The organism is Gordonia oleivorans, from assembly GCF_040044975.1.
Taxonomy (GTDB): Bacteria; Actinomycetota; Actinomycetes; order Mycobacteriales; family Mycobacteriaceae; genus Gordonia; species Gordonia oleivorans.
This window is the reverse complement of sequence record NZ_JBDZDI010000004.1, coordinates 63,008-83,503: the sequence shown is the minus strand read 5'-3', so window position 1 is coordinate 83,503 and position 20,496 is coordinate 63,008. Positions and strand designations below refer to the sequence as shown.

General features: G+C 67.4%; 20 protein-coding genes. 12 read left to right on the top strand and 8 right to left on the bottom strand.

The window, feature by feature from the left end:
• Positions 1–4 precede the first annotated feature (4 nt).
• A complete protein-coding gene (locus ABLE92_RS08560; RefSeq protein WP_348804331.1) occupies positions 5–955 on the bottom strand; it encodes a hypothetical protein in 951 nt (316 codons plus the stop codon).
• Between the two features lie 2 nt (positions 956–957).
• Entirely contained in the window at positions 958–1,878 is a 921-nt protein-coding gene (locus ABLE92_RS08555; RefSeq protein WP_348804330.1) for a hypothetical protein, read from the bottom strand.
• 66 nt (positions 1,879–1,944) lie between these two features.
• Between ABLE92_RS08555 and ABLE92_RS08550 the strand changes: the two genes are divergently transcribed.
• The gene (locus ABLE92_RS08550) at positions 1,945–2,994 is read left to right on the top strand and encodes a PHP domain-containing protein (RefSeq protein ID WP_348804329.1); all 1,050 of its coding nucleotides are present in this window, start codon (positions 1,945–1,947) and stop codon (positions 2,992–2,994) included.
• Here ABLE92_RS08550 and ABLE92_RS08545 read toward each other — a convergent pair.
• Both ABLE92_RS08545 and ABLE92_RS08540 read right to left on the bottom strand, forming a co-directional pair.
• A complete protein-coding gene (locus ABLE92_RS08545; RefSeq protein WP_348804328.1) occupies positions 2,985–3,920 on the bottom strand; it encodes an alpha/beta hydrolase in 936 nt (311 codons plus the stop codon). The genes ABLE92_RS08550 and ABLE92_RS08545 overlap by 10 nt on opposite strands.
• A gap of 32 nt (positions 3,921–3,952) precedes the next feature.
• The gene (locus ABLE92_RS08540) at positions 3,953–5,323 is read right to left on the bottom strand and encodes an LLM class flavin-dependent oxidoreductase (protein ID WP_348804327.1); all 1,371 of its coding nucleotides are present in this window, start codon (positions 5,321–5,323) and stop codon (positions 3,953–3,955) included.
• A 174-nt stretch (positions 5,324–5,497) separates the two neighbouring features.
• On the opposite strand from ABLE92_RS08540, the gene ABLE92_RS08535 reads away from it, so the two are divergent.
• Positions 5,498–6,355 (top strand): CPBP family glutamic-type intramembrane protease, encoded by an 858-nt coding sequence (locus ABLE92_RS08535; RefSeq protein ID WP_348804326.1) that lies wholly within the window; start codon positions 5,498–5,500, stop codon positions 6,353–6,355.
• Between the two features lie 36 nt (positions 6,356–6,391).
• Here the strand turns inward: ABLE92_RS08535 and ABLE92_RS08530 are convergent, their stop codons facing one another.
• Positions 6,392–7,267 (bottom strand): exodeoxyribonuclease III, encoded by an 876-nt coding sequence (locus ABLE92_RS08530; protein WP_348804325.1) that lies wholly within the window; start codon positions 7,265–7,267, stop codon positions 6,392–6,394.
• A 259-nt stretch (positions 7,268–7,526) separates the two neighbouring features.
• Between ABLE92_RS08530 and ABLE92_RS08525 the strand changes: the two genes are divergently transcribed.
• The 4 genes from ABLE92_RS08525 to ABLE92_RS08510 are packed head-to-tail and all read left to right on the top strand — an operon-like array spanning position 7,527 to position 12,865.
• Positions 7,527–8,855, top strand: a complete 1,329-nt coding sequence (locus ABLE92_RS08525; RefSeq protein WP_348804324.1) for an MMPL family transporter — start codon at positions 7,527–7,529, stop codon at positions 8,853–8,855.
• Positions 8,852–9,307 carry an MMPL family transporter gene (locus ABLE92_RS08520; RefSeq protein WP_348804323.1) on the top strand — a complete coding sequence of 152 codons (456 nt, stop codon included), beginning with the start codon at positions 8,852–8,854 and terminating at the stop codon, positions 9,305–9,307. Before ABLE92_RS08525 ends, ABLE92_RS08520 begins: the two co-directional genes overlap by 4 nt.
• Complete coding sequence (locus ABLE92_RS08515; protein WP_348804322.1) at positions 9,297–10,532, top strand: tyrosine-type recombinase/integrase; 1,236 nt, start codon at positions 9,297–9,299, stop codon at positions 10,530–10,532. Before ABLE92_RS08520 ends, ABLE92_RS08515 begins: the two co-directional genes overlap by 11 nt.
• Positions 10,526–12,865, top strand: a complete 2,340-nt coding sequence (locus ABLE92_RS08510) for a tyrosine-type recombinase/integrase (RefSeq protein ID WP_005195315.1) — start codon at positions 10,526–10,528, stop codon at positions 12,863–12,865. Before ABLE92_RS08515 ends, ABLE92_RS08510 begins: the two co-directional genes overlap by 7 nt.
• A gap of 105 nt (positions 12,866–12,970) precedes the next feature.
• Here the strand turns inward: ABLE92_RS08510 and arsA are convergent, their stop codons facing one another.
• From arsA to ABLE92_RS08495, 3 genes are read right to left on the bottom strand one after another with little or no spacing between them, the layout of a single operon-like run.
• Positions 12,971–14,755, bottom strand: a complete 1,785-nt coding sequence (gene arsA, locus ABLE92_RS08505) for an arsenical pump-driving ATPase (RefSeq protein ID WP_074848794.1) — start codon at positions 14,753–14,755, stop codon at positions 12,971–12,973.
• Between the two features lie 11 nt (positions 14,756–14,766).
• Positions 14,767–15,177, bottom strand: a complete 411-nt coding sequence (arsD, locus tag ABLE92_RS08500) for an arsenite efflux transporter metallochaperone ArsD (RefSeq protein ID WP_074848795.1) — start codon at positions 15,175–15,177, stop codon at positions 14,767–14,769.
• Between the two features lie 19 nt (positions 15,178–15,196).
• On the bottom strand, positions 15,197–15,604 hold the full coding sequence (locus ABLE92_RS08495) for an arsenate-mycothiol transferase ArsC (protein WP_348804321.1): 408 nt from the start codon (positions 15,602–15,604) through the stop codon (positions 15,197–15,199).
• 78 nt (positions 15,605–15,682) lie between these two features.
• Here ABLE92_RS08495 and ABLE92_RS08490 point away from each other — a divergent pair, with 78 nt between their 5' ends.
• Genes ABLE92_RS08490 through ABLE92_RS08465 form a run of 6 tightly spaced genes read left to right on the top strand, consistent with a single transcriptional unit; the run spans position 15,683 to position 20,408 of the window.
• On the top strand, positions 15,683–16,084 hold the full coding sequence (locus tag ABLE92_RS08490) for an ArsR/SmtB family transcription factor (protein ID WP_005195318.1): 402 nt from the start codon (positions 15,683–15,685) through the stop codon (positions 16,082–16,084).
• Positions 16,081–17,166, top strand: coding sequence for an ACR3 family arsenite efflux transporter (gene arsB / locus ABLE92_RS08485; RefSeq protein WP_005195320.1), 1,086 nt, complete (start codon positions 16,081–16,083; stop codon positions 17,164–17,166). Before ABLE92_RS08490 ends, arsB begins: the two co-directional genes overlap by 4 nt.
• A gap of 23 nt (positions 17,167–17,189) precedes the next feature.
• The gene (locus tag ABLE92_RS08480; RefSeq protein WP_005195321.1) at positions 17,190–17,849 is read left to right on the top strand and encodes an arsenate reductase ArsC; all 660 of its coding nucleotides are present in this window, start codon (positions 17,190–17,192) and stop codon (positions 17,847–17,849) included.
• A 27-nt stretch (positions 17,850–17,876) separates the two neighbouring features.
• Positions 17,877–18,308 carry an arsenate reductase ArsC gene (locus tag ABLE92_RS08475; RefSeq protein WP_005195323.1) on the top strand — a complete coding sequence of 144 codons (432 nt, stop codon included), beginning with the start codon at positions 17,877–17,879 and terminating at the stop codon, positions 18,306–18,308.
• A 52-nt stretch (positions 18,309–18,360) separates the two neighbouring features.
• A complete protein-coding gene (gene trxB / locus ABLE92_RS08470; RefSeq protein ID WP_005195324.1) occupies positions 18,361–19,344 on the top strand; it encodes a thioredoxin-disulfide reductase in 984 nt (327 codons plus the stop codon).
• Positions 19,345–19,346: 2 nt separating this feature from the next.
• The gene (locus ABLE92_RS08465) at positions 19,347–20,408 is read left to right on the top strand and encodes an ArsO family NAD(P)H-dependent flavin-containing monooxygenase (protein ID WP_005195327.1); all 1,062 of its coding nucleotides are present in this window, start codon (positions 19,347–19,349) and stop codon (positions 20,406–20,408) included.
• Positions 20,409–20,496: the final 88 nt, after the last annotated feature.

Below are 20,496 nucleotides of genomic sequence, written 5' to 3'. Positions count from 1 at the left end.
CTCCTCACAGATCTGTGGGCAGGATGCCACCGCCGTCGGCGATGGGCGTGAGTCGTGCCAGCGCCGTTCCGACCGCCGCACCGGCACTGCTGCCGGCCGCGGCCAGGTCGGCCACCCCTTCGGCCACGCTGATCGACTCCTCGGTGACACCGATGGTGACGGCGATCAGGTCGGCGACCCCGTCGGGATCGTCGAGCTTGACGAAGCGTTCCCCGACGATGGCCCGCCAGTGGTCTTCGACCTCCGGATCGTCGTAGTAACTCGTCAGATTCGGCAGCACGTAGAAGAGGTGGAAGCGTTGCGCCAGTTGCCGGTACACATCGGCGACGTCACGATCCTCACCGATGTCGTCGCCGACGAAGCGGCGCACCGAGTCGGCGAACAGCGCGGGCTTGTTCATCTCGTCGCCGATGAAGAACACATATCCCTTGCGCCCGTGCTTCTCCCAGGCGTCGGTGACGCAGCGAGTGGCGAGGAAGTAGGCGGCCAGGGCGTACCCTTCGCGTTTGTCGCCGCCGCCGCCGCCCTCGAGGTAGATCTCACGCAACTGCTCGTCGATCCGATTGTCGGATTCGAACTGCCCGATCTGCAGGGGGACGGCATCGAACTGGTCATCGCCGATGGCGCCCACCATGATCTGCGGGTCGTCGACGTAGCCGCCGCGCGTCAACAACCCGAGCAGATCCGACAATCGTTTCTGCACCGTGATCGGTACCCGGCCCATCGAACCGGTGACGTCGAACAGGACGACGATCGGGGTGGAGCGGGGGTGATCGGCGCTGTCTCGTGCCTCCCGGACGGTGGCGCCATACGCATCGAGTGCCGGTGCGGCCATCCGCAGGTGGCGCGGGGTGTTACGCATCCGTGCCGAGTAGCCGAAATCGTCGGCTCCGGCGGCGCGGCGTGCGTCGGCGGCCGCCTGGTAGGCGCCGGTGTCCCAGTATCCCTGTCCCATGATCAATTCCTTTCTCGAACGGGTGTGGTGAAGGGTCGAAATCTGCGGGGGCCGTACAGGACTCCGATCAGGAGGTCGTATTCGCGGAGCGACTCCCGTGGGGTGAGTGCGGCGCTGCGCCGTGCGAAGGTGGTCTGCCGCGGTGCCCGATCCGCGAGCATCGTCGCGAAGAGGTCGGCCAGGGCGGCGCCGTCGGATGTGGCTCCGCCGTGTGCTCCGCACCAGCCGGTGAGCACGACACCGTGGTCGCCCGGGTGGATCAGGACGGTATCGAGTCCGAGGTTTCCGTGACGGGTGGCCGCGGCGTCGAGGGTCATCAGGATGCGACGTGCCATCCAGGCCCAGTCCCGCCCGTCGAGTCCCTGCGGGCTCGCGGCACGCACCGCACGCAACGACACCAGTCCGTCGGGGAGCCGATAGGCGATCCAGCGTCGGTTGGCGGTGACGGCGTCGTCGACGATGTCGGCGGCGAATCGGGACATCCCGTGTCGGTCCAGCCGGCATATCGCGTGACCCACGGTGCCGATGGCATCGTTCGCTGATCGCGTGCGGGCGATCTCGATGCGTACAGACGGGTTGTCGGTTCGATAGCCGGCCACGGAGTCGGTCGCCCAGAGCCTTTCTCGCAGAGCGTATATGCCGGATGAGCCACGGACATGTGGCTCGGTGGGGGCCGAGACGTCCGCGGTGGCGGTGAATGCGGCGTAGAGCGCGTTGAGGGTCATCGTCGCGTCACGTGCGACGTCGGGGTCGATGCCCACCGATACGGCGCGGTCGGGATGGACGGCGCCGAGAAGGATGCGATGGCGACGACGGGCTGCTCGTCGATCGGCCGCGTCGGTGGCCGATCCGCTGAAGACGTCGGCGGGTCGACGTGCCGCCTCGATGAGCGTGATCGCGTCGGTGGGGGTGGTGGCGAACATGAAATTACTCTAACTGAGTAATAGCTTGGCCGCAAGATCGCCGCTATCGGCAGTTACCCTGGCTCGATGATGCCGTTCGCGCCCGTAGAGGCTCCGTTGTCGCCGGAGACGGCCCTGACGCGGATCGCGTGGCTGCTCGAGCGCCGCCGGGAGAGCAGCTACCGCGTCGAGGCCTTCCGTAGGGCGGCGCATGCCGTCGCCGGGCACCCGGCCGGGGATCTGGCCACGCGCGCGGTGGCGGGGACTCTCACGGCGATTCCGGGAATCGGGAAGACCACCGCCGCCGTCATCGCGGAGTCGCTCGATGGTCGGCTACCGGACTACCTCGCGCGATTGCAGGATGAGGGTTCGCACCATGACCCCGGCGTGGCCGCCGAACTCGTCGCCGAGGCGCGCGGAGATCTGCACGCCCACACCACCTGGAGTGACGGTGGCGCATCGATCGACGAAATGGCCGCTGCGGCACAAGCACTCGGGCTCGATTGGATGGCCATCACCGACCACTCGCCCCGACTCGCCGTCGCCAACGGGTTGAGTGTCGAGCGACTGCGCCGACAGATCGATGAGATCGATGAGTGGAATGCTCGATCCGGCACCGGATTTCGTCTGTTGCGCGGGATCGAGGTGGACATCCTCGACGACGGCTCGCTCGATCAGTCCGACGAGATGCTGGACCGTCTCGACGTCGTGACGGCGTCCGTGCACTCGGCACTGCGGATGGATCACGATGCGATGACCGCGCGGATGGTGGCGGCGGCGAGCGATCCGCGGGTCACCGTCCTGGGGCACTGCACCGGCCGTCGAGTGCTGACCGGTCGCGGTCACCGGCCGCCGTCCACCTTCGATGCGCACGCCGTCTTCGAGGCGTGCGCGGCGAACAGCACTGCGGTGGAGATCAATTCACGTCCCGAGCGTGTCGACCCACCCGACGACCTGATCGACATCGCGCGGGATCGGGGATGTCTGTTCGCCATCGATTCCGACGCGCACGCGCCCGGTCAGCTGGAGTTCCCCATTCTCGGTGCGCGGCGCGCCCAGGAGCACGGTATCGAGCCGGATCGGATCCTCACGACGTGGCCGGTGGAACGGGTGCTCGCGTTTGCCGATCACTCCTGACCCGGTGTACCACGGCCGTGGCCATCGGCCCGGCCGCCCAACCAGTTGTCGATGTCTCGTTGCGCCTGCGTGGCGACCGGCGTGGCATGACCGGTGAAGCCATGGGGCACATCGGGATACAGGCGAAGGTCGACGTTGTTTCCGGCATCGGTCAGACGCTCCACCATTGCGAGATTGTCGTCGAGGAGCACATCGTCGGTGCCGATCACGACCAGCGTCGGCGGGAGCCCGGACACCTCACCGAAGATGGGGGAGATGTCCGGAATCGTGCGATCGCGGACGTGCCCGGCGTATGCCTCGATGAAATACTCGCCGGTGATGGTGGCCCCGGCGGGGGTCGCGCCGCTGAGGTCGTAGGTTCCCGCCTCGAGTACGGCCCCCGCGAAACTCTCGGCCGATCCCTGATCCCGAAGCCGCAGCAGGGTGGTCATCGTCAGGGTCGCGCCCGCCGACATCCCACCGATGGTGAGCCGGGTGGTGCCGAAGCGATGCTGCGCGTGGTCGATGATCCAGTGGGCCACCGCCTCGCAGTCGTCGGGTGCCGCGGGCCACGGATTCTCCGGAGCCAAACGGTAGTCGACCCCGATCACGGCGACACCCAACGCATCTGCCATGCGTTCGTTCCGGGCGTCATCACGGGCCGAGGGCCGCAGGTAGAAACCGCCACCGTGGATGGCGAGGTGGACGCCGGTGATCGCAGATCGGTGCGGCAGGGTGATGCGTATCGCGACCTCGCGGTCACCGGTCTCGATGGTGAGGGCCGACGTGCGCCCGGCCGCGGGCGGCGCTGTGTGCGCCGACCGCGCGCGGTGCACCTCGTCGAGCGACTGTGCACCCACCCCACTCGGACGGTGCGCGTAGAACTCGCGGGTGGCGGCGAGGTCACCGGCGGCCACCGGCACCAGTGCTGCTCGCCGCACGCTCATCGGATCCTGCGCTGCGGACGTCACACCGCAGTTTAGACCGCGACGAGTCCCGAACCCTCCCGGATGTCGGCGGGCAGATCCTCCTCCGGTGATCCCAGGCCGAGGTGTGCGCGCAGCGTCCGGCCCTCGTACTCACGCCGGAACAGCCCGCGCCTCTGCAATTCCGGGACGACGTAGTCGACGAAGTCGTTGAACGTGCCCGGCGTCTGTGCACTGGAGACGATGAACCCGTCGGCCTCGCCGCCGGTGAACGATTGCTCGATCTGGTCGGCGACATCGGATGCGGTCCCCACGAACTGCGGCAGCAAGACGCCCTGGGCGTAGAGCTTCCCGATGTCGCGCAGCGTCAGTCGATCGCGGTGGCTGAGGCGGCGTGCCACATCGAAGAGTCCCTGCGTTCCGCTCACCTGGACATCCTCGACGGGTGCGTCGAGGTCGTACTGGGAGAAGTCGTGGTCGGTGTGCACCGACAGCGTGATCAGACCCGAAATCGGGTCGGCGAGTTCGTTGTGGAATGCCTGCTTTTCCCGCGCGATCGATTCGGTCTCCCCGATGAACGGGATGAACGACGGAAAGATGTTGACGTGATCTGGATTTCGGCCGAAGTTGTCGGCGCGGGACTTGACGTCGTCGTAGTAGGCGCGGCGTCCCTCCGGGGTGGGGTCGATCTCGAAGATGGCCTCCGCCCAGCGGGCGGCGAAGTCCTTGCCGGTGTTCGACGATCCGGCCTGGATGAGGACCGGACGATGCTGTGGTGAGCGTGGCTGGTTGAGTGGGCCGCGGGTGCGGTGATACTTCCCGTCGTGGTCGACGGGCCGGATCTTGGCGGGATCGGCCCAGACACCGGACTCCTTGTCGGCGACCACAGCGTCGGCCTCCCAACTCGACCACAGCTTGACCGCGGTCTGCACGAACTCCTCGGCCCGCGCATAGCGTTCGTCGTGCTCGACATGGGTCTCACGTCCGAAGTTGTGGGCCTCGGCCTCCGACAGCGAGGTGACGATGTTCCAGGCGATGCGGCCGCGGGTGAGGTGATCGAGCGAGCCGAAGACACGCGCCAGCTCATACGGGTGAAAGTAGGTGGTGGACTTGGTGACCGCGATGCCGAGGTGAGTGGTCACGGCGGCGATACTGGCGGCCACGAGCGACGGATCGATGGTGGCCGCGGCCTGGGTGCCGCGTCGGAACGGCTCGGACTGGTCACCGCCGAACCGGACCGGGGCCGCGAGGAGGTCGGCGAAGAAGGCGAAATCGAACTTTCCGCGTTCGAGGATGCGGCCGACGCGATGATAGTGGTCGGGCCCGAAGTAGTCGGTCACCGAGCCCGGATGCCGCCACGCCGCATGAGAGTGGGTGACGGGGGAGGCGATCAGGAAGCCGCCGAGGTGCAGCTGTCGTGTCATCGGATGTCCTTGTGGTGTCGGGAATCGTCTACGCCGCACAGCTAATCGCTGCGGGGTGCCGAATGCCACGGTTGAAGTCAGGGTGGGTGAATGCGGTGGGGAGCGACCGACGGATCGGCCAATGGTGTCCAACGGCACTTGCCCGATTGTGGCGGATCGGGCCACAGTGGGGACGTGGAGGCGAGTGCGGGTCCCCTCGGCGATCAGAGCGTGCGGTGGCGTCGACTGGTGGCCTACTGGCTGCTGGCCTGTGCGTTCTCGTGGTCGTGGTGGATTCCGCTGGCGCTCACCGATGTCGCGGTGGGTCCCGGTCAGGGATGGCCCAGTCATCTGCCTGGGCTGCTCGGGCCGGCCGTGGCCGCGGTGGTCGTGGTCGCGGTGACCGAAGGGCGGGAAGGCCTGCGGCGGCTGTGGGCGCGGGTGATCCGGTGGCGAGTGTCCTGGTGGTGGTTTGTCCTGGTGCTGGCCACCGCCGCATGCGCCTTGCTCGCCTATCCGGCGGCGTGGCTATCGGACTCGGCTGCGCCCACGGCCGCCGACTTCGCCGCGTACTCCGGCGTCGGCGCATGGCCGGTGGTCGTGATGCTGATCTACGTCGTCGTCGTCAACGGACTCGGCGAGGAAACGGGATGGCGCGGATACCTCGCCGAGGGGCTGTTGGGGCGGTTCGGCATCACCACCACCGGTCTGATCGTCGCGCTGCCCTGGGCGCTGTGGCACCTGCCGATGTTCTGGGTGGTCAGATCATTTCGCGACTTCGGTGTGGCGGGCACCGTCGGATGGCTCGTCGGTCTGACGGCCGGCTCGATCGTGCTGGCCTGGATCTACGCGCGCTCGGGGCATAGCGTGCTGATCGTCGCGCTGTGGCATACCGCGTTCAACCTCACCTCGGCGACCGATGCGGCCGCGGGTCTGCCGGCCGCGCTCAGTTCGACGCTGGTGATGATCGCCGCGGTCGCGATCCCCGTGGCGGCAGGGGTGGCGCGTCGTCGAAACGCGAAGTCGCGGTCCGGGGTCGCCTCACCCGGCTGACTTCCGGGAAGCTGTTGACAGCCGCGGTTTTTCGACTCATCCGTAGGTCACCACGAGCGGTGCGTGATCCGACAGTCGTTCGGCGGGCGACGGCTCCTTGTCGACGGTGACCTGGGTGGCCAGCCGAGCCAGTCCGGGCGTCGCGAGTTGATGATCGACCCGCCAGCCCACATCCTTGACGAAGGACTGACCCGCCCAACTCCACCAGGTCAGCGGTCCCGGTCGGGCGCCGTGGACGGCGCGCACCACGTCGACGAGCCTGCGCGTGCCGAGGAGTTCGTCGAACCAGTCGCGGTCGGACGGGAGGAAACCGTCCATGGTGCGTGCGGCGCGCCAATTGGTCACGTCGTGGCAGGTGTGGGCGATGTTCAGATCGCCGACGAGGAGGAACTCGCGCCCCGCGCGCAGGGCGGCCAGTCGGTTGCGGCTCACCTCACGGGCGAACGCGGCGAGGAATCGCTGCTTGCGTTCGTACTTCGCCCCGCCGTCGGGTTGCTCACGCATCGAGCCCGGACGTTGCAGGTGTGCGGGCAGTCCGCCCTTGGGGAGGTACAGGCAGGCCACCGTTACGGGATGGTCGGCCAGGTCGACCTCGATGTAGCGACCGTGCTTTGCGAACTCGCCGAGCACGCGGGCCCGGGGTGGGTGGGTCACCCACGTCCGAACCGCGGCGGCGGGTGTTCTGGTCAGCACGGCCACACCGTTACGCCCCGGCACCGATCCGACGTCGAGGGCGGTCGAATAGCCGGGGAACACCCCCACCTCCGGTGCGGGACACCGCAGTTCCTGCAGTGCGATGACGTCGGCGGATCGCTGTGCCAGCCACTCGTCGAAGCCGCGGCGACGCGCTGCCCGGATGCCGTTGACGTTGAATGTCGCGACCGTGAACGTTTCGGCGATGCGTGAAGCCATGATCACCACTGTGCCAGTGGGAGTTCCGTTGAGGCGGCGTGATCCGACGACCTGGGCCGGTCGAGGACCGGCCCGAGATGTGCCGGCTACCACGAATGGAGAACTACTACGAATGGAGTAGTCGGATCTCGTCGGCGGGCATGAGGCGCCGCGCATCGTCCTCCACTTGACTGGAACACGGGGCCAACGGGCCCGAGTTCAGCTGAGGAGGAGACGGATGTCGGCAGTTGGCAGATGGTGTCACGACCACAGGATCGGGGTGATCATCGGATGGGTGCTGGCGATCGTGACGCTCACCGGTGCAGCGCTGTCGGTGGGGGCATCGTTCGAGTCCGCCACCGGCGGCGCGACGGCGGTGACCGGTGAGGTGGTCTGGCAGGGCGACGATGTACTGGCTCACGGGCACAACCACATCGACTCCGTGCTCACCAAGGTCGGTCAGACCGAGGGAGTCGTTTCAGTGGCTTCACCCATCGACCATCCGGGGCAGGTCAGCGCCGACGGCCGTACCGCGTACGCGGTGGTCACATTCGGCCCGAATTCGTCGGGAGCGGAGCACGTCGTCACCGACATCCTCGAGTCGGAATCTGCGGAATCCGGACTCACTCAGGCGGCCGGTGGGCAGGCCTTTGCGGGCACGATCGCGGTATCGGAGATCACTGAGATCGTGGGTGTGACAGGCGCGCTGATCATCCTTGTGGTGATGTTCCGTTCGGCGTGGGCGGCGCTGTTGCCGATTGTCACCGGGGCAGCCGGCGTTGTCGCGGGACTGATGGCCGCAATGCTGCTGAGCGATGTGGTGCCACTTCCGGACTCGACACCGACTCTCGGAGCGCTCATTGGTCTCGGAGTCGGCATCGACTACGCATTGTTCATCACCTACCGCTTTCGCCGGGAGCTGATGCGTGGCGCCGCAGTCGACGTCGCGGTGGGACGCGCGGTGTCGACGTCGGGTCGTGCGGTGGTGTTCGCCGCGGCCACGGTCATCGTCGGGCTGCTCGGCATGACCGTCCTGGGCGTGCAGACACTCACCGGGATGGCCATCGGCGCCGCCCTTACCGTGCTGCTGACCCTCGTCGCCGCGCTGACGTTGCTGCCCGCGCTGCTATCGGTTGCGGGACGCAAAGCGCTCAGTGCTGCTCAGCGCGAGCGGATCGGCGACGACACCGAGGCGGGTGTTCGCACCAGGCGGTGGGTGGCCTTCGTCGAACGACGCCCCGTGGTGGTCGCGATCAGCGCCGCGGCAGTGATGGCACTCGTCGCGATCCCCGCGCTTTCGTTGCGCCTCGGCGCAGCAGACGCTGGTAGTGCACCGGAATCGACGTCACGGCACCAGGCTTACGACATGCTGGCCGAGGGCTTCGGCGTCGGCATCAACGGTCCCCTCACGCTGCTGATCGATGCGCCCGATCCGGCTGCAGAGCAGGCCTACTCGACCTTGATCTCAGAACTGCCTCATGTGCCCGGCGTCGCACGCGTCACCGAGAGTCAGGTGGCACCGGGTCGGGCTGTGGTGACGGTCACCCCCAGACCGGACCGTCGGATGAGCGTACGGAGGACCTCGTCGAACACCTGCGGGCGGCCGTGATCCCTTCTGCGGCGGCCGATACATCGCTTCGTGTCACGGTCACCGGGGCCGCCGTTGGTGGGTTCGACTTCGCCGACACCATCACTGACAAGCTGCCGATACTGGTGGCGATCATGCTCATCGCTGGGATGCTGGTGCTGCTCATGACATTTCGGAGTGTCCTCATCGTGGTGATCGCCGCCGTAGCGAACACGGCAGTGCTCGGCGCTGCTGCGGGGATCATCGTGCTGGTATTCGGCCACGGGTGGGGTTCGGCATTGCTCGGCGCAGGATCGGCGGGTCCGGTCGAGTCCGTGGTGCCCGTGCTGATCGTCGGTGTGATGTTCGGATTGTCAATGGACTACGGGATGTTGACCGGACTAAGTTCGGACACGCCGAGGACGATCGAGGCGGGGGCGGTCAGCGTGGTCATTGTCGAGGGCACTGTTGAAGGGAGTGTCCGTGAACCGTGAAGACGCGAAGGGTGTGCCGACGAGGCTTCCGGCCTGGGGTCGTGTGAACCCAGTAGATGGGGTTCCGTTCTGGTCTCTGGTTGGACCGGACGATCGTGAGATCGAGCCGGTCGGCGAGTTTCTGAAGGAGTTGGTCACTCGTGGTCACCGCGCCGGGACGGTTCGGAGCTATGCGTATGACCTGCTGCTATGGTGGCGCTGGTTGCGTGTGATCGACCGGCCGTGGAACCGTGCCACACAAGAAGACCTGCGCGAGTTCGTTCTCTGGTTGTCTGATGCCATCAAGCCGGAAAGTGGTCGGCGGACCGTGTCCGTCTCGACCGCGGGCACGATCAACGCCGTCACACGCAAGCAGTACCTCGACGACCGCTACAAGCCGCGGACCATCCGCCACAGCAATGCGGTGCTGCGCACCTTCTACGAATGGGCCATCATCGAAGGGACTGGGCCCCTGGTAAACCCAGTCCAGTTGCGCAACGCGAGCCGGCGCGCCCATGCGCACCACAACCCCCTCGAATCATTCCGAACCGACGGCCGGCTTCGCTACAACCCGCCCATACCGAAACGTCGTCCGAGGGTCCTTCCCGATCCGGAATGGGTTCGGCTCTTCGGTGCGCTCACCTCCAATCGCGACAGGGCACTGCTGTCGATGGCGGTCAGCAATGGTGCCCGAGCTGGGGAGATCCTCGGGATGCGGATGGCCGACGTCGACTGGGGCGAGCAGTTGGTGCGGGTGACTCGTAAAGGTTCACGGGACGAACAATGGCTACCTGTGAGCGCGGAGGCGCTGCTGTGGCTCCGCCTGTATCTGTCCGAGATCGATGATGTGCAACCGAACGCCCCACTGTGGTGGACCCTTCGCGTCCGCAATCGTCGGGCTGGTGCGTCCCGCCAACCGATGAACTACGAAACGCTCCGAGGCGTCTTCCGTCGCACCAACGTCGCGCTCGGAACCAACTGGAGCATGCACGATCTGCGGCACACTGCCGCACGACGTATGGCCGACGACTCGAAGCTCTCGCTCCGTGACGTTCAGACAATCCTCGGCCACCGACAAATCGCCACGACCGTCCAGGTGTACCTGCACGAATCAGATGTCCAGGTGGCGTCGCGTGTACTCGAGCACCTGAGCAGGCCTTCACCACCACACCCCCTCGCGGGGAAGTCGCTGGGATACCGGGACCATGACATGTCTGTTCTGTTTGGCGGTGAGGATCTGTGCTGACGACAGTGGCAACTCCCTCAGTGACCGTCCGCCCCGAGCGCGTTCACGGACACCACGACGGCCACTCGATCGATGAGGTGCTTGCCGCCGTGGAGGCAGACCTTCGCTGGCGGAATCACCCGGTACGCGGCGAGCGGGCCGCGATCGCGCTGCGCGGCATCCTCGAGTGGCTCTCCACATTCCCCGGAACCGGCTGGCAAGAGCGGTGGTCAGCCGCATCGGGGAACGACTACCCGAGCTGGATCACCACCATGACCGAGCATCTCTCGGCGCGCGGAGTCGCCCGCAGGAACGTGATCGACACAGTGCCGGCGCTCCTCATCCATCGAGTGGTGATCGTCGACTACGCGTTCCTGCGCGCATACAGGGCACGAAGCCTGTACGAGACGGTTCGAGAGAGGCTCCGCCCCGATCTCTGGGAACGCATCGCCGCCAACGCACCGCGCGCCAAACTGACGGCGTACCAGTTCCGCGAAGCGCGGTTGGTGTTGAGCAAGATGGTCCTGGCAACCGGCCGAGACCTCAACCAACTGCAGCTACATGACTTCACCGACTATCTTGCAGACAACCGGCACTCCAACGGGTCCAACCCGAACGGCGTCCACGCGGCCTGGGATCTCGTCCGCGGGATTGCCCCCATTCCCGACAACGACCTGCTGACGTGTCTGAGAGTCGGCCAGCGCAGCGCCGAACAGATCATCGACCGATTCGCCATCCAGAACTCGGCTATCCGGGATCTCCTCGTTCGCTATCTCAACGAGAGGAAGCCAGCGCTGGACTACACCTCCTTCGACTCAACAGCCCGCCTACTCGGCTCCTTCTGGGCTGATATCGAAGCCCACCATCCGGGTGTCGACTCCCTGCACCTCAGCGACAATGCCGCGCGAGATTGGAAGCTGCGCTTGCGTACCGTCACGAATCGAGATGGGTCCACCAGACCGCGGCTGAATTACCTGGACGTGCTGATGGTTGTGCGCGCGTTCTACCTCGACATCCAGGAGTGGGCCCTCGCGGATCCCTATTGGGCTCCGTGGGCGGCTCCGTCTCCCGTGCACCGTATGGACACAAAGGGAATCGAGAAGGCCAAGCGCACCCGACAAGCCCGGATGCACCAACGCGTCCGCACTCGGCTTCCACATCTCGACCGTCTCGTGGACAGCGCAAACGACCATCGCGAAGACCGGGCGGCGCTTCTCGACCATGCGCGGAGGGCCCAACCCGGCGAAGAGTTCGAGTACCGCGCAACGAAATACCGCAGGGTCGACCCCAGCGACAAGCGACGCGTCAACGGCAACACGACGTTCGTTCACGTCATCGATCCAGCGGGCCGGCGCATCGACGTCGTCAAGGAGGAAGACGACGCCTTCTGGACCTGGGCTGTTATCGAGACACTGCGCCACACCGGAATACGAGTGGAAGAGCTCGGCGAACTCACTCACCTCGCACTCGTCACCTACAGGCCGCCGGATACGGGCGAGACGGTGCCACTTCTGCAGATTCTTCCCTCGAAGAGCAACGAGGAGCGCCTGCTGCTCGTCAGCCCCGAACTCGCCAGCGTCCTCGCCTCGATTATCACTCGACTACGCGGTGAGAACGATGGAGTGATCCCGCTGGTCGCCAGATACGACAAGCATGAGCGGACGACAGGTCCAGCGCTTCCGCACCTCTTCCAGTGCCGCAACGGGCACCGACGTTCAGTGATCGGGTACGGAACCCTGCGACGCCTTCTCGAAGAGGCGATCGAGCGCATCGGCCTTCGTGACGCGGCCGGCGAGCCGTTGCACTTCACACCGCACGACTTCCGGCGATTGTTCGCCACGGACGCGGTTACGGGCGGACTCCCGGTCCACATCGCCGCCAAGCTCCTCGGACACGCCAACATCACCACCACGCAGGGGTACGTCGCGGTTTTCCAGGATGAGCTGATCGGGTCCTACCGCCGTTACCTCGACCACCGTCGAGCGATGCGCCCCGCCGTCGAGTACCGGGAACCCACCGATACAGAGTGGGCTGAGTTCGAGCAGCACTTCGCGACCCGACAGCTTGAACTCGGCACCTGCGGTCGCCCCTACGGATCCCCCTGCAACCATGAACACGCCTGTATCCGTTGCCCGATGCTCCGTGTCGACCCCCGGGCGCGACCACGATTGGTCGCGATCATCGCGAACCTGCGCGAGAGGATCGCTGAAGCGCGAACAAACGGGTGGCTCGGCGAAATCCAAGGGCTCGAGACCAGCCGAGACGCGGCGATCCGCAAGCTCACGGTCCTCGACCGATCGGGCCCGTACGGCCGAACAGGCCTGGCCGACTTGGGTATCCCGTCGGCTCGCTGATCCGCTCAGGGCGAGACGGTCGTTCAGTGAACCAGCGGCACGCCGAAGTTCAAAAGAACGTCGGGAATTGGATGACCAGACCAAGTTCCAGTGGTGCGGGAGATTCTAGGTCGGCGGGAGGTTCGACTGGGTCGTCTCGGACGGGCGGGTCAGTGCATTCAGTGCGTTGATCCCTACAGGTTCAGTGGCCAGCATCGGCACGATCGCACTCCGGTTGTGTGTGCTGGTGATGGAGCTGATCTCGACGACTTCTGTCCCGGCACGCCGTCGGAGCAGCGGTGATGTCGGGTGAGCTGCAGCGATCGAGTTGTTGACCACCCAGGCCCACGGGTGGATCCCGGCGCGTTCGAGGTCGGCGTGCAGTGTTTCGGCTTCGAGGCGGGGTGTGGTTTCGGCGAGGGTGACGATGAGGATCTTGGTCTCGTCGGGATTCTGCAGCCGCATCAGTGGGGTGGTGAAGTTCGTGTTCTCGCCCATCTGCCGGGCGATCTCGCGGTGGTAGGAGCCGGTCGCATCGAGCAGGAGCAAGGTGTGGCCGGTGGGGGCGGTGTCGACGACGACGAAGTGCCGGCGGGATTCGTGGATGATGCGGGAGAAGGCCTGGAAGACAGCGACTTCCTCGGTGCACGGGGACTTGAGGTCCTCGGCGAGGTTGGCGCGGCCCTGCTCGTCGAGGGCGGCGCCCTTGCTGGTCAGGACCCGGTCCCGGTACGCGGCGGTAGCCTCAGCCGGATCGATCCGCGAGACGGTCAGGTTCTCGAGGTTGCCGGCGAGGGTGTCGGTGAGGTGCGCGGCCGGGTCGGTGGTGGTCAGGTGCACCTGGTGGCCGCGCTCGGCGAGCGCGACGGCCACGGCGGCGGCGATGGTGGTCTTCCCGACCCCGCCCTTGCCCATGCACATGATCAGGCCGTGGTCGTCGGCGGCGAGTTCGTCGACGAGCGCGGACAGCGGCGCTTCCGGCACGGCGGCAGCGGTCTCGGAATCGGCCTGTGCCGGTGCGGTGTTCGACTCGGTGATGAACAGGGTGCCCAGGGCGTCGATGCCGACCATGCTGGTGGCCTTGAGCTCGACCTGGTCGAGGGGCAGCTTCCGCAGGTCGCCCGGTAGGGCGGCGAGGGCGGCCTGTTCGCGGTCGTAGATCGCGGAGGCCAAGGCGTCGCTGCGGTCGGGGGCGGGGAGGACACCGTTGATGACGACGTGCTGCTCGGTCAGTCCGATGTCGGCGAGTTCGGTGTGGGTGCGGGCGATCTCGGCCAGCGGGGACCGCTGCGGCCGGGCGACCAGGACCAGGCGGGTACGCTGCGGGTCGGCCAGGGCGGCGACGGCGCCGGCGTAGATGGTGCGTTGCTTCTCGAGCCCGGACAGCGGGCCCAGGCAGGAGGCGTCGCCCTTGCCGTCGTCGAGGAATTCGGTCCACGACCCGGGCAGCTGCAGCAACCGGATTGTGTGGCCGGTGGGGGCGGTGTCGAACAGGACGTGGTCAAACCCGGCGATCGTGGTCTCGTCGGTCAGCAGCGCGGTGAACTCGTTGAACGAGGCGATCTCGGTGGTGCACGACCCGGAGAGCTGTTCGGTGATCGACGCGAGTTCCTTCTCGGGGAGCAGCCCACGGACGGGGCCGATGATGCGTTCGCGGTACGCGTCGGCGGCCTGTTCGGGGTCGATCTCGAGCGCCGAGAGTCCCGGGACGGCAGGGACGTCGGTGATTGTGTTGCCGATGCTCAGCCCGAAGACCTGCCCCACGTTGGAGGCGGGGTCGGTGCTCACGAGCAGGACCTTCTTGCCCTCGCGGGTGAGGGCGACGGCGGAGGCGCAGGCGATCGAGGTCTTCCCGACCCCACCCTTGCCGGTGAAGAACAGGAACCGCGGTGCACCGTCGAGGAACTTCATGGGTCGACCTTTCAGCAGCAGCTGGTGTTGTCCGGGCCGTCGCCGCAGCAGGATCCGGCGTCGGTGGTGTCGGTGAGGCCGAGCATCTGGATCGCGGCGGGCGCGGCCACCGGTTCGGGGGCGATGCCGGCCCACTTGGCGAGCTGGGCGCGGTCGGGGTAGCGGCCGGTGACGGCGGTGACGCCGTCGACGAGGACGAGGGGCAGGCCCTCTGAGCCGGAGAGCTGCAGGAACGCCTTGACCGGTTCCCGCTCGGCGAAGGCGAGGGGCTCATTGGCGAGGTTGAAGCGGGCGATGTCGCCGCCCTGGGTGTTGATCCAGTCCATGTCGGCGGTGAAGGTGACCAGGGCCTGGTCGACGTCGTCGCCGCACACTCCGGTGTTGCAGCACAGTGCGGGCTCGAAAACCTCGATACGGGTCATCAGGGGGGCCTCTCAGTTCTCAGGGGTGGGTGGGGGCGGTGAGCCGGTCGACGCGGGCGGCGATGTCGTCGCGGACCAGGCGCATGCGGTCGATGCCGTCGATGCCGCGTTCGGACGGCTCGTCGGTGTCCCAGTTCTCGAACCGGGTCCCCGGGACGGGATCGACGTGGGCCTCGCGGCCGAGGGTGACCACCACGTCGACTGCCCGCAGCAGCTGCGGGTCGATCGCCTTCGGGGTCTCGGCGGTGATGTCCACGCCGACCTCGAGAAGCGACTGCGCGGACAGGGCGTTGACCGCGGCGCCAGGCTTGGTGCCGGCCGAGTGCACCTCGACCGCGTCGCCGGCGGCCTTGCGCATCAGCCCGGCCGCCATCTGGGACTTGCCGCCGTTCTTCACGCAGACGAACAGCACCGAAGGTTTGTTCACGCTCGGATCCTTCCGGGGTGGCCGTGTTCACCGGCCGTTCGGTTGACGAGTTGAATCGATAAGAGTCAATATAGACGTATGTCGAATCAATCGTCGAGTGGGGTCGAGGCCTGCTGCTCGCCCATCACGCGGGAGCCGTTGACCTCAGATTGGGCCTCTGACCTGGCCCGGATGTTCAAGGCGCTCGGGGATCCGGTGCGTCTGCGGATGCTGAGTCTGATCGCCAGCCACGAGAACGGCGAGAGCTGTGTGTGCGACATCTCCCCGGCGTTCGAGCTGTCGCAGCCGACGATCTCGCATCACCTCAAGGTGTTGCGCGAGGCCGGTCTGCTCGACTGTGAGCGCCGCGGCACCTGGGTCTACTACCGGGTGATCCCGTCCGCGCTCGCGCAGTTGTCGGCGGTGCTGGCGTCCGAGGTCGGTGTCGTCGAAGGCTCGGCCTGCGTGCCCGCAGCTGCGGTCGTGGAGGTGGCCCGGTGACCGAGACGACCACCCATCCCGCTGTTGTCGGCAAGCTCTCGACCCTGGACCGGTTCCTGCCGGTGTGGATCGGTGTGGCGATGGTCGCCGGCCTGCTCCTGGGCCGGATGATCCCCGGCCTCGGTGACGCACTCGGGGCCGTCGAACTCGACGGCATCTCCCTGCCGATCGCGCTCGGTCTGCTGATCATGATGTACCCGGTCCTCGCGAAGGTGCGCTACGACCGCCTCGACACCGTCACCGGCGACCGCAAACTCCTCCTCGGCTCCCTGCTGCTGAACTGGGTCCTCGGCCCGGCGCTGATGTTCGCGCTCGCCTGGATCTTCCTGCCCGACCTGCCCGAATACCGGACCGGTCTGATCATCGTCGGCCTCGCGCGCTGCATCGCGATGGTCATCATCTGGAACGACCTCGCCTGCGGCGACCGCGAAGCGGCCGCCGTCCTGGTCGCGATCAACTCCGTCTTCCAGGTAATCATGTTCGCCGTCCTCGGCTGGTTCTACCTCTCGGTGCTGCCCGGCTGGCTGGGCCTCGAACAGACCACCATCGACACCTCACCGTGGCAGATCGCCAAGTCCGTACTGATCTTCCTCGGCATCCCGCTGCTCGCCGGGTTCCTCACCCGCCACTTCGGGGAGAAGGCCAAGGGCCGCGAGTGGTACGAGGAGCGGTTCCTGCCGAAGATCGGCCCCTGGGCGCTCTACGGCCTGCTGTTCACCATCGTGATCCTCTTCGCGCTACAGGGCGACCAGATCACCTCGCAGCCACTCGATGTCGTCCGGATCGCGATCCCGCTGCTCGCGTACTTCGCGATCATGTGGGGCGGCGGCTACGCACTCGGCGCCGCAATGGGACTGGGCTACGAGCGCACCACCACCCTCGCGTTCACCGCCGCGGGCAACAACTTCGAGCTCGCCATCGCGGTCGCCATCGCCACCTACGGCGTCACCTCCGGCCAGGCCCTCGCCGGGGTCGTCGGACCGCTGATCGAGGTCCCCGTCCTCGTCGGCCTGGTCTACGTCTCCCTCGCGCTACGCAAACGCTTCAACCGCACGGACTCTCCCGCACCCATCGCTTCGTGACCCGAGAAGGCCAGGAGACGAACATGTCCCAGCATGTCGACCGCCATCAGTCCGAACTACTCGTCCCCGAGGCGGTCCTGCGGCGGGCCGCCGAGCATCTCGCCGGCAGATACGTCGGGGTCTTCTCCCCGGAAACGGTGGAGCGGACGGTGTTCGAGTCGTACGCCGCGCTCCGCGAGACCGCCACGGTGCACACCCATCTGACGGCGCTCGCGCCCAGGCTGGCCGCCGAACGCCTCACCGCCCGCGCCCACACCGACGGTTCCGTGGTGAAGACGGCGCCCGAGGTGCTGTTCGTCTGCGCCCACAACACCGGCCGCTCGCAGATGGCGGCGGCGCTGCTCGACCACCACAGCGGCGGCCGTGTCCACGTCCATTCGGCGGGCTCGGCCCCGACCGGCGGGATCGATCCCGCCGTCCTCGCGGTGATGGCCGAAACCGGAATCGACCTGGCCGCCGCGTATCCCAAGCCGCTGACCGACGAGGTCGTCGCCGTCGCCGACGTGGTGGTCACCCTGGGCTGCGGCGACGCCTGCCCGGTCCATCCGGGCACACGGTATCTCGACTGGTCGGTACCCGACCCGGAAGGGCAATCGCCGCACATGGTGCGCGCGATCCGCGACGAGATCGATATTCGTGTCCGCGGCCTGCTCACCGAACTCACCACCACCACCCAGGCCTGACCCCTCCATCTTCCCGAAAGGTTCTCGATGACCACCGATTCCCCGAACGCCACTCCGTCGGTCCTGTTCGTCTGCGTGCACAACGCCGGCCGCTCCCAGATGGCCGCCGGATTCCTCACCGCGCTGGCCGGTGACCGGATCGAGGTCCGCTCCGCGGGCAGCGCCCCGGCCGACCAGGTCAACCCCGCCGCGACCCTGGCGATGGCCGAGGTCGGCATCGACATCTCGACGCAGTCCCCGAAGATCCTCACCGTGGACGCGGTACAGGCCTCCGACGTGGTGATCACGATGGGCTGCGGCGACACGTGCCCGGTCTTCCCCGGAAAGTCCTACCGCGACTGGGTTCTCGAGGATCCGGCCGGTCAGGGTGTCGACGCGGTCCGCCCGATTCGTGACGAGATCAAGGCGAAGGTCGAGGCGCTGATCGCAGAACTGACCGCCGAGCCCGCCCGTTCCTGACCGACAACGTCCACCTCTTCGCCCCTGCGGGGGCCGCACGGAAGGCTCCTCATTGAGTACTGACGCGACCATCCACGACCTGATCATCGTCGGCTCCGGACCCGCCGGATACACGGCCGGCGTCTACGCCGCCCGCGCGGAGCTCGAGCCCCTGCTCTTCGAGGGCACCCAGTTCGGCGGCTCGCTGATGACCACCACCGAGGTGGAGAACTTCCCCGGCTTCCGCGAGGGCATCATGGGCCCGGATCTCATGGACGAGATGCGCGAGCAGGCCAAGCGTTTCGGCGCGGACATCCGCACCGAGGACGTCGAGGAGATCGAGCTGGACGGCCCGGTCAAGAAGGTCGTCGCGAACGGTGAGACGTACTACGCCCGCGCCGTCATTCTCGCGATGGGTGCCGCTGCCCGCTACCTCGGTATCCCGGGGGAGGAGAAGCTCCTCGGCCGCGGCGTCAGCGCCTGCGCCACCTGCGACGGCTTCTTCTTCCGCGACCAGGACATCGTCGTGGTCGGCGGCGGCGACTCCGCGATGGAGGAGGCCACCTTCCTGACCAAGTTCGCCCGCAGCGTCACCCTCGTGCACCGCCGCGAGGAGTTCCGCGCGTCCCGGATCATGCTCGAGCGCGCCAAGGCGAACGAGAAGATCCGCTTCGTCACCAACGCCGAGCCGGTCGAGGTGCTGGGTGAGAACAGCGTCACCGGCCTGGTGGTCCGCGACACGGTCACCGGCGAGCGGTCCACGCTCGACGTCACCGGCATGTTCGTCGCCATCGGCCACGACCCGCGCAGCGAGCTCGTCAAGGGCCAGGTCGACGTCGACGCCGCCGGCTACGTCCAGGTGCAGTCGCCGACCACCGCCACCTCCACCGAGGGTGTCTTCGCGGCCGGCGACCTGGTCGACCACACCTACCGTCAGGCCATCACCGCGGCCGGCACCGGCTGTGCCGCCGCGATCGACGCCGAGCGCTGGCTGGCCGACCAGGGGGAGATCACCGAGAACACCCTCGCCGCCGCGGGCGAGCCCGTCACCGTCTGAGCATGATGCAGCAGCGATCGGTGACCGACATGGATGTGGTCGTGATCGGTGGCGGACAGGCCGGGCTCGCCGCGGGCTACTACCTGCGGCGAGCCGGGCACCGGTTCGTGATCCTCGACGACCAACCGGTACCCGGCGGGGCATGGCCACACACGTGGCCGTCGCTGCGGCTGTTCTCCCCGGCGGAGTTCGCGGCCCTGCCGGGATGGCCGATGCCGCCGTGGCCGGACGGTTTCCCGCCCGCCTCGCACGTGGTCGACTACTTCACCGCCTACGAGGAGCGCTACGACCTGCCGATCAAGCGGCCCGTCCGGGTCACCGGTGTGGACCGCGACGGGCAGCACCTCGCCGTCACCACGAACCAACGGATCTGGCGGGCCCGGCGGGTGATCAGCGCGACCGGCACCTGGCAGCAACCGTTCTGGCCGCTGTACCCGGGTGCGCGGGAGTTCACCGGCCGCCAACTCCACACGGTCGACTACCGGCAACCGTCGGACTTCGCTGGCGCCCGGGTGGTGATCGTCGGTGGCGGCAACTCCGCCGCCCAGCTCGTCGCCGAAATCTCCACCGTGGCCACCACCACGTGGGTGACGACCCGGCCACCCCGCTTCCTCGCCGACGACGTCGACGGGCGGGTGCTGTTCCAGGTCGCATCCGAGCGCGCCGCGGCGATCGCCGCCGGGAAACCCGATCCCGGCGGACCGGCTTCCCTCGGCGACATCGTCATGGTGCCCGAGGTGCGTGAGGCCCGCGATCGTGGTGTCCTGCAGGCGCTACCGATGTTCGACCGTCTCACCCGAGACGGCGTCGCCTGGGGAAACACGGTTCAGCACGCCGATGTCATTGTGTGGGCCACCGGCTTTCGGCCCGCGCTGGCCCACCTGCGTCCGCTGCGGTTGCGCGAGCACGACGGCACGATCGCCGTCTCGGGCACGAAGGCGCTCAAGGAGCCCCGCCTGCACCTGCTCGGCTACGGGGACTGGACCGGCCCCGGCTCGGCGACCATCCTCGGCGTCGGACGCACTGCCAAAGCTGCAGTCGCCCAACTCGACCTCGACGACTGACCACACTCGTCCGATAAGGGACCGGCGACGAGCGCGCCCACGTTCACCCGGACGCTTCCGCGGTGTGGGCGTTGCGCAAGGTGCTCGG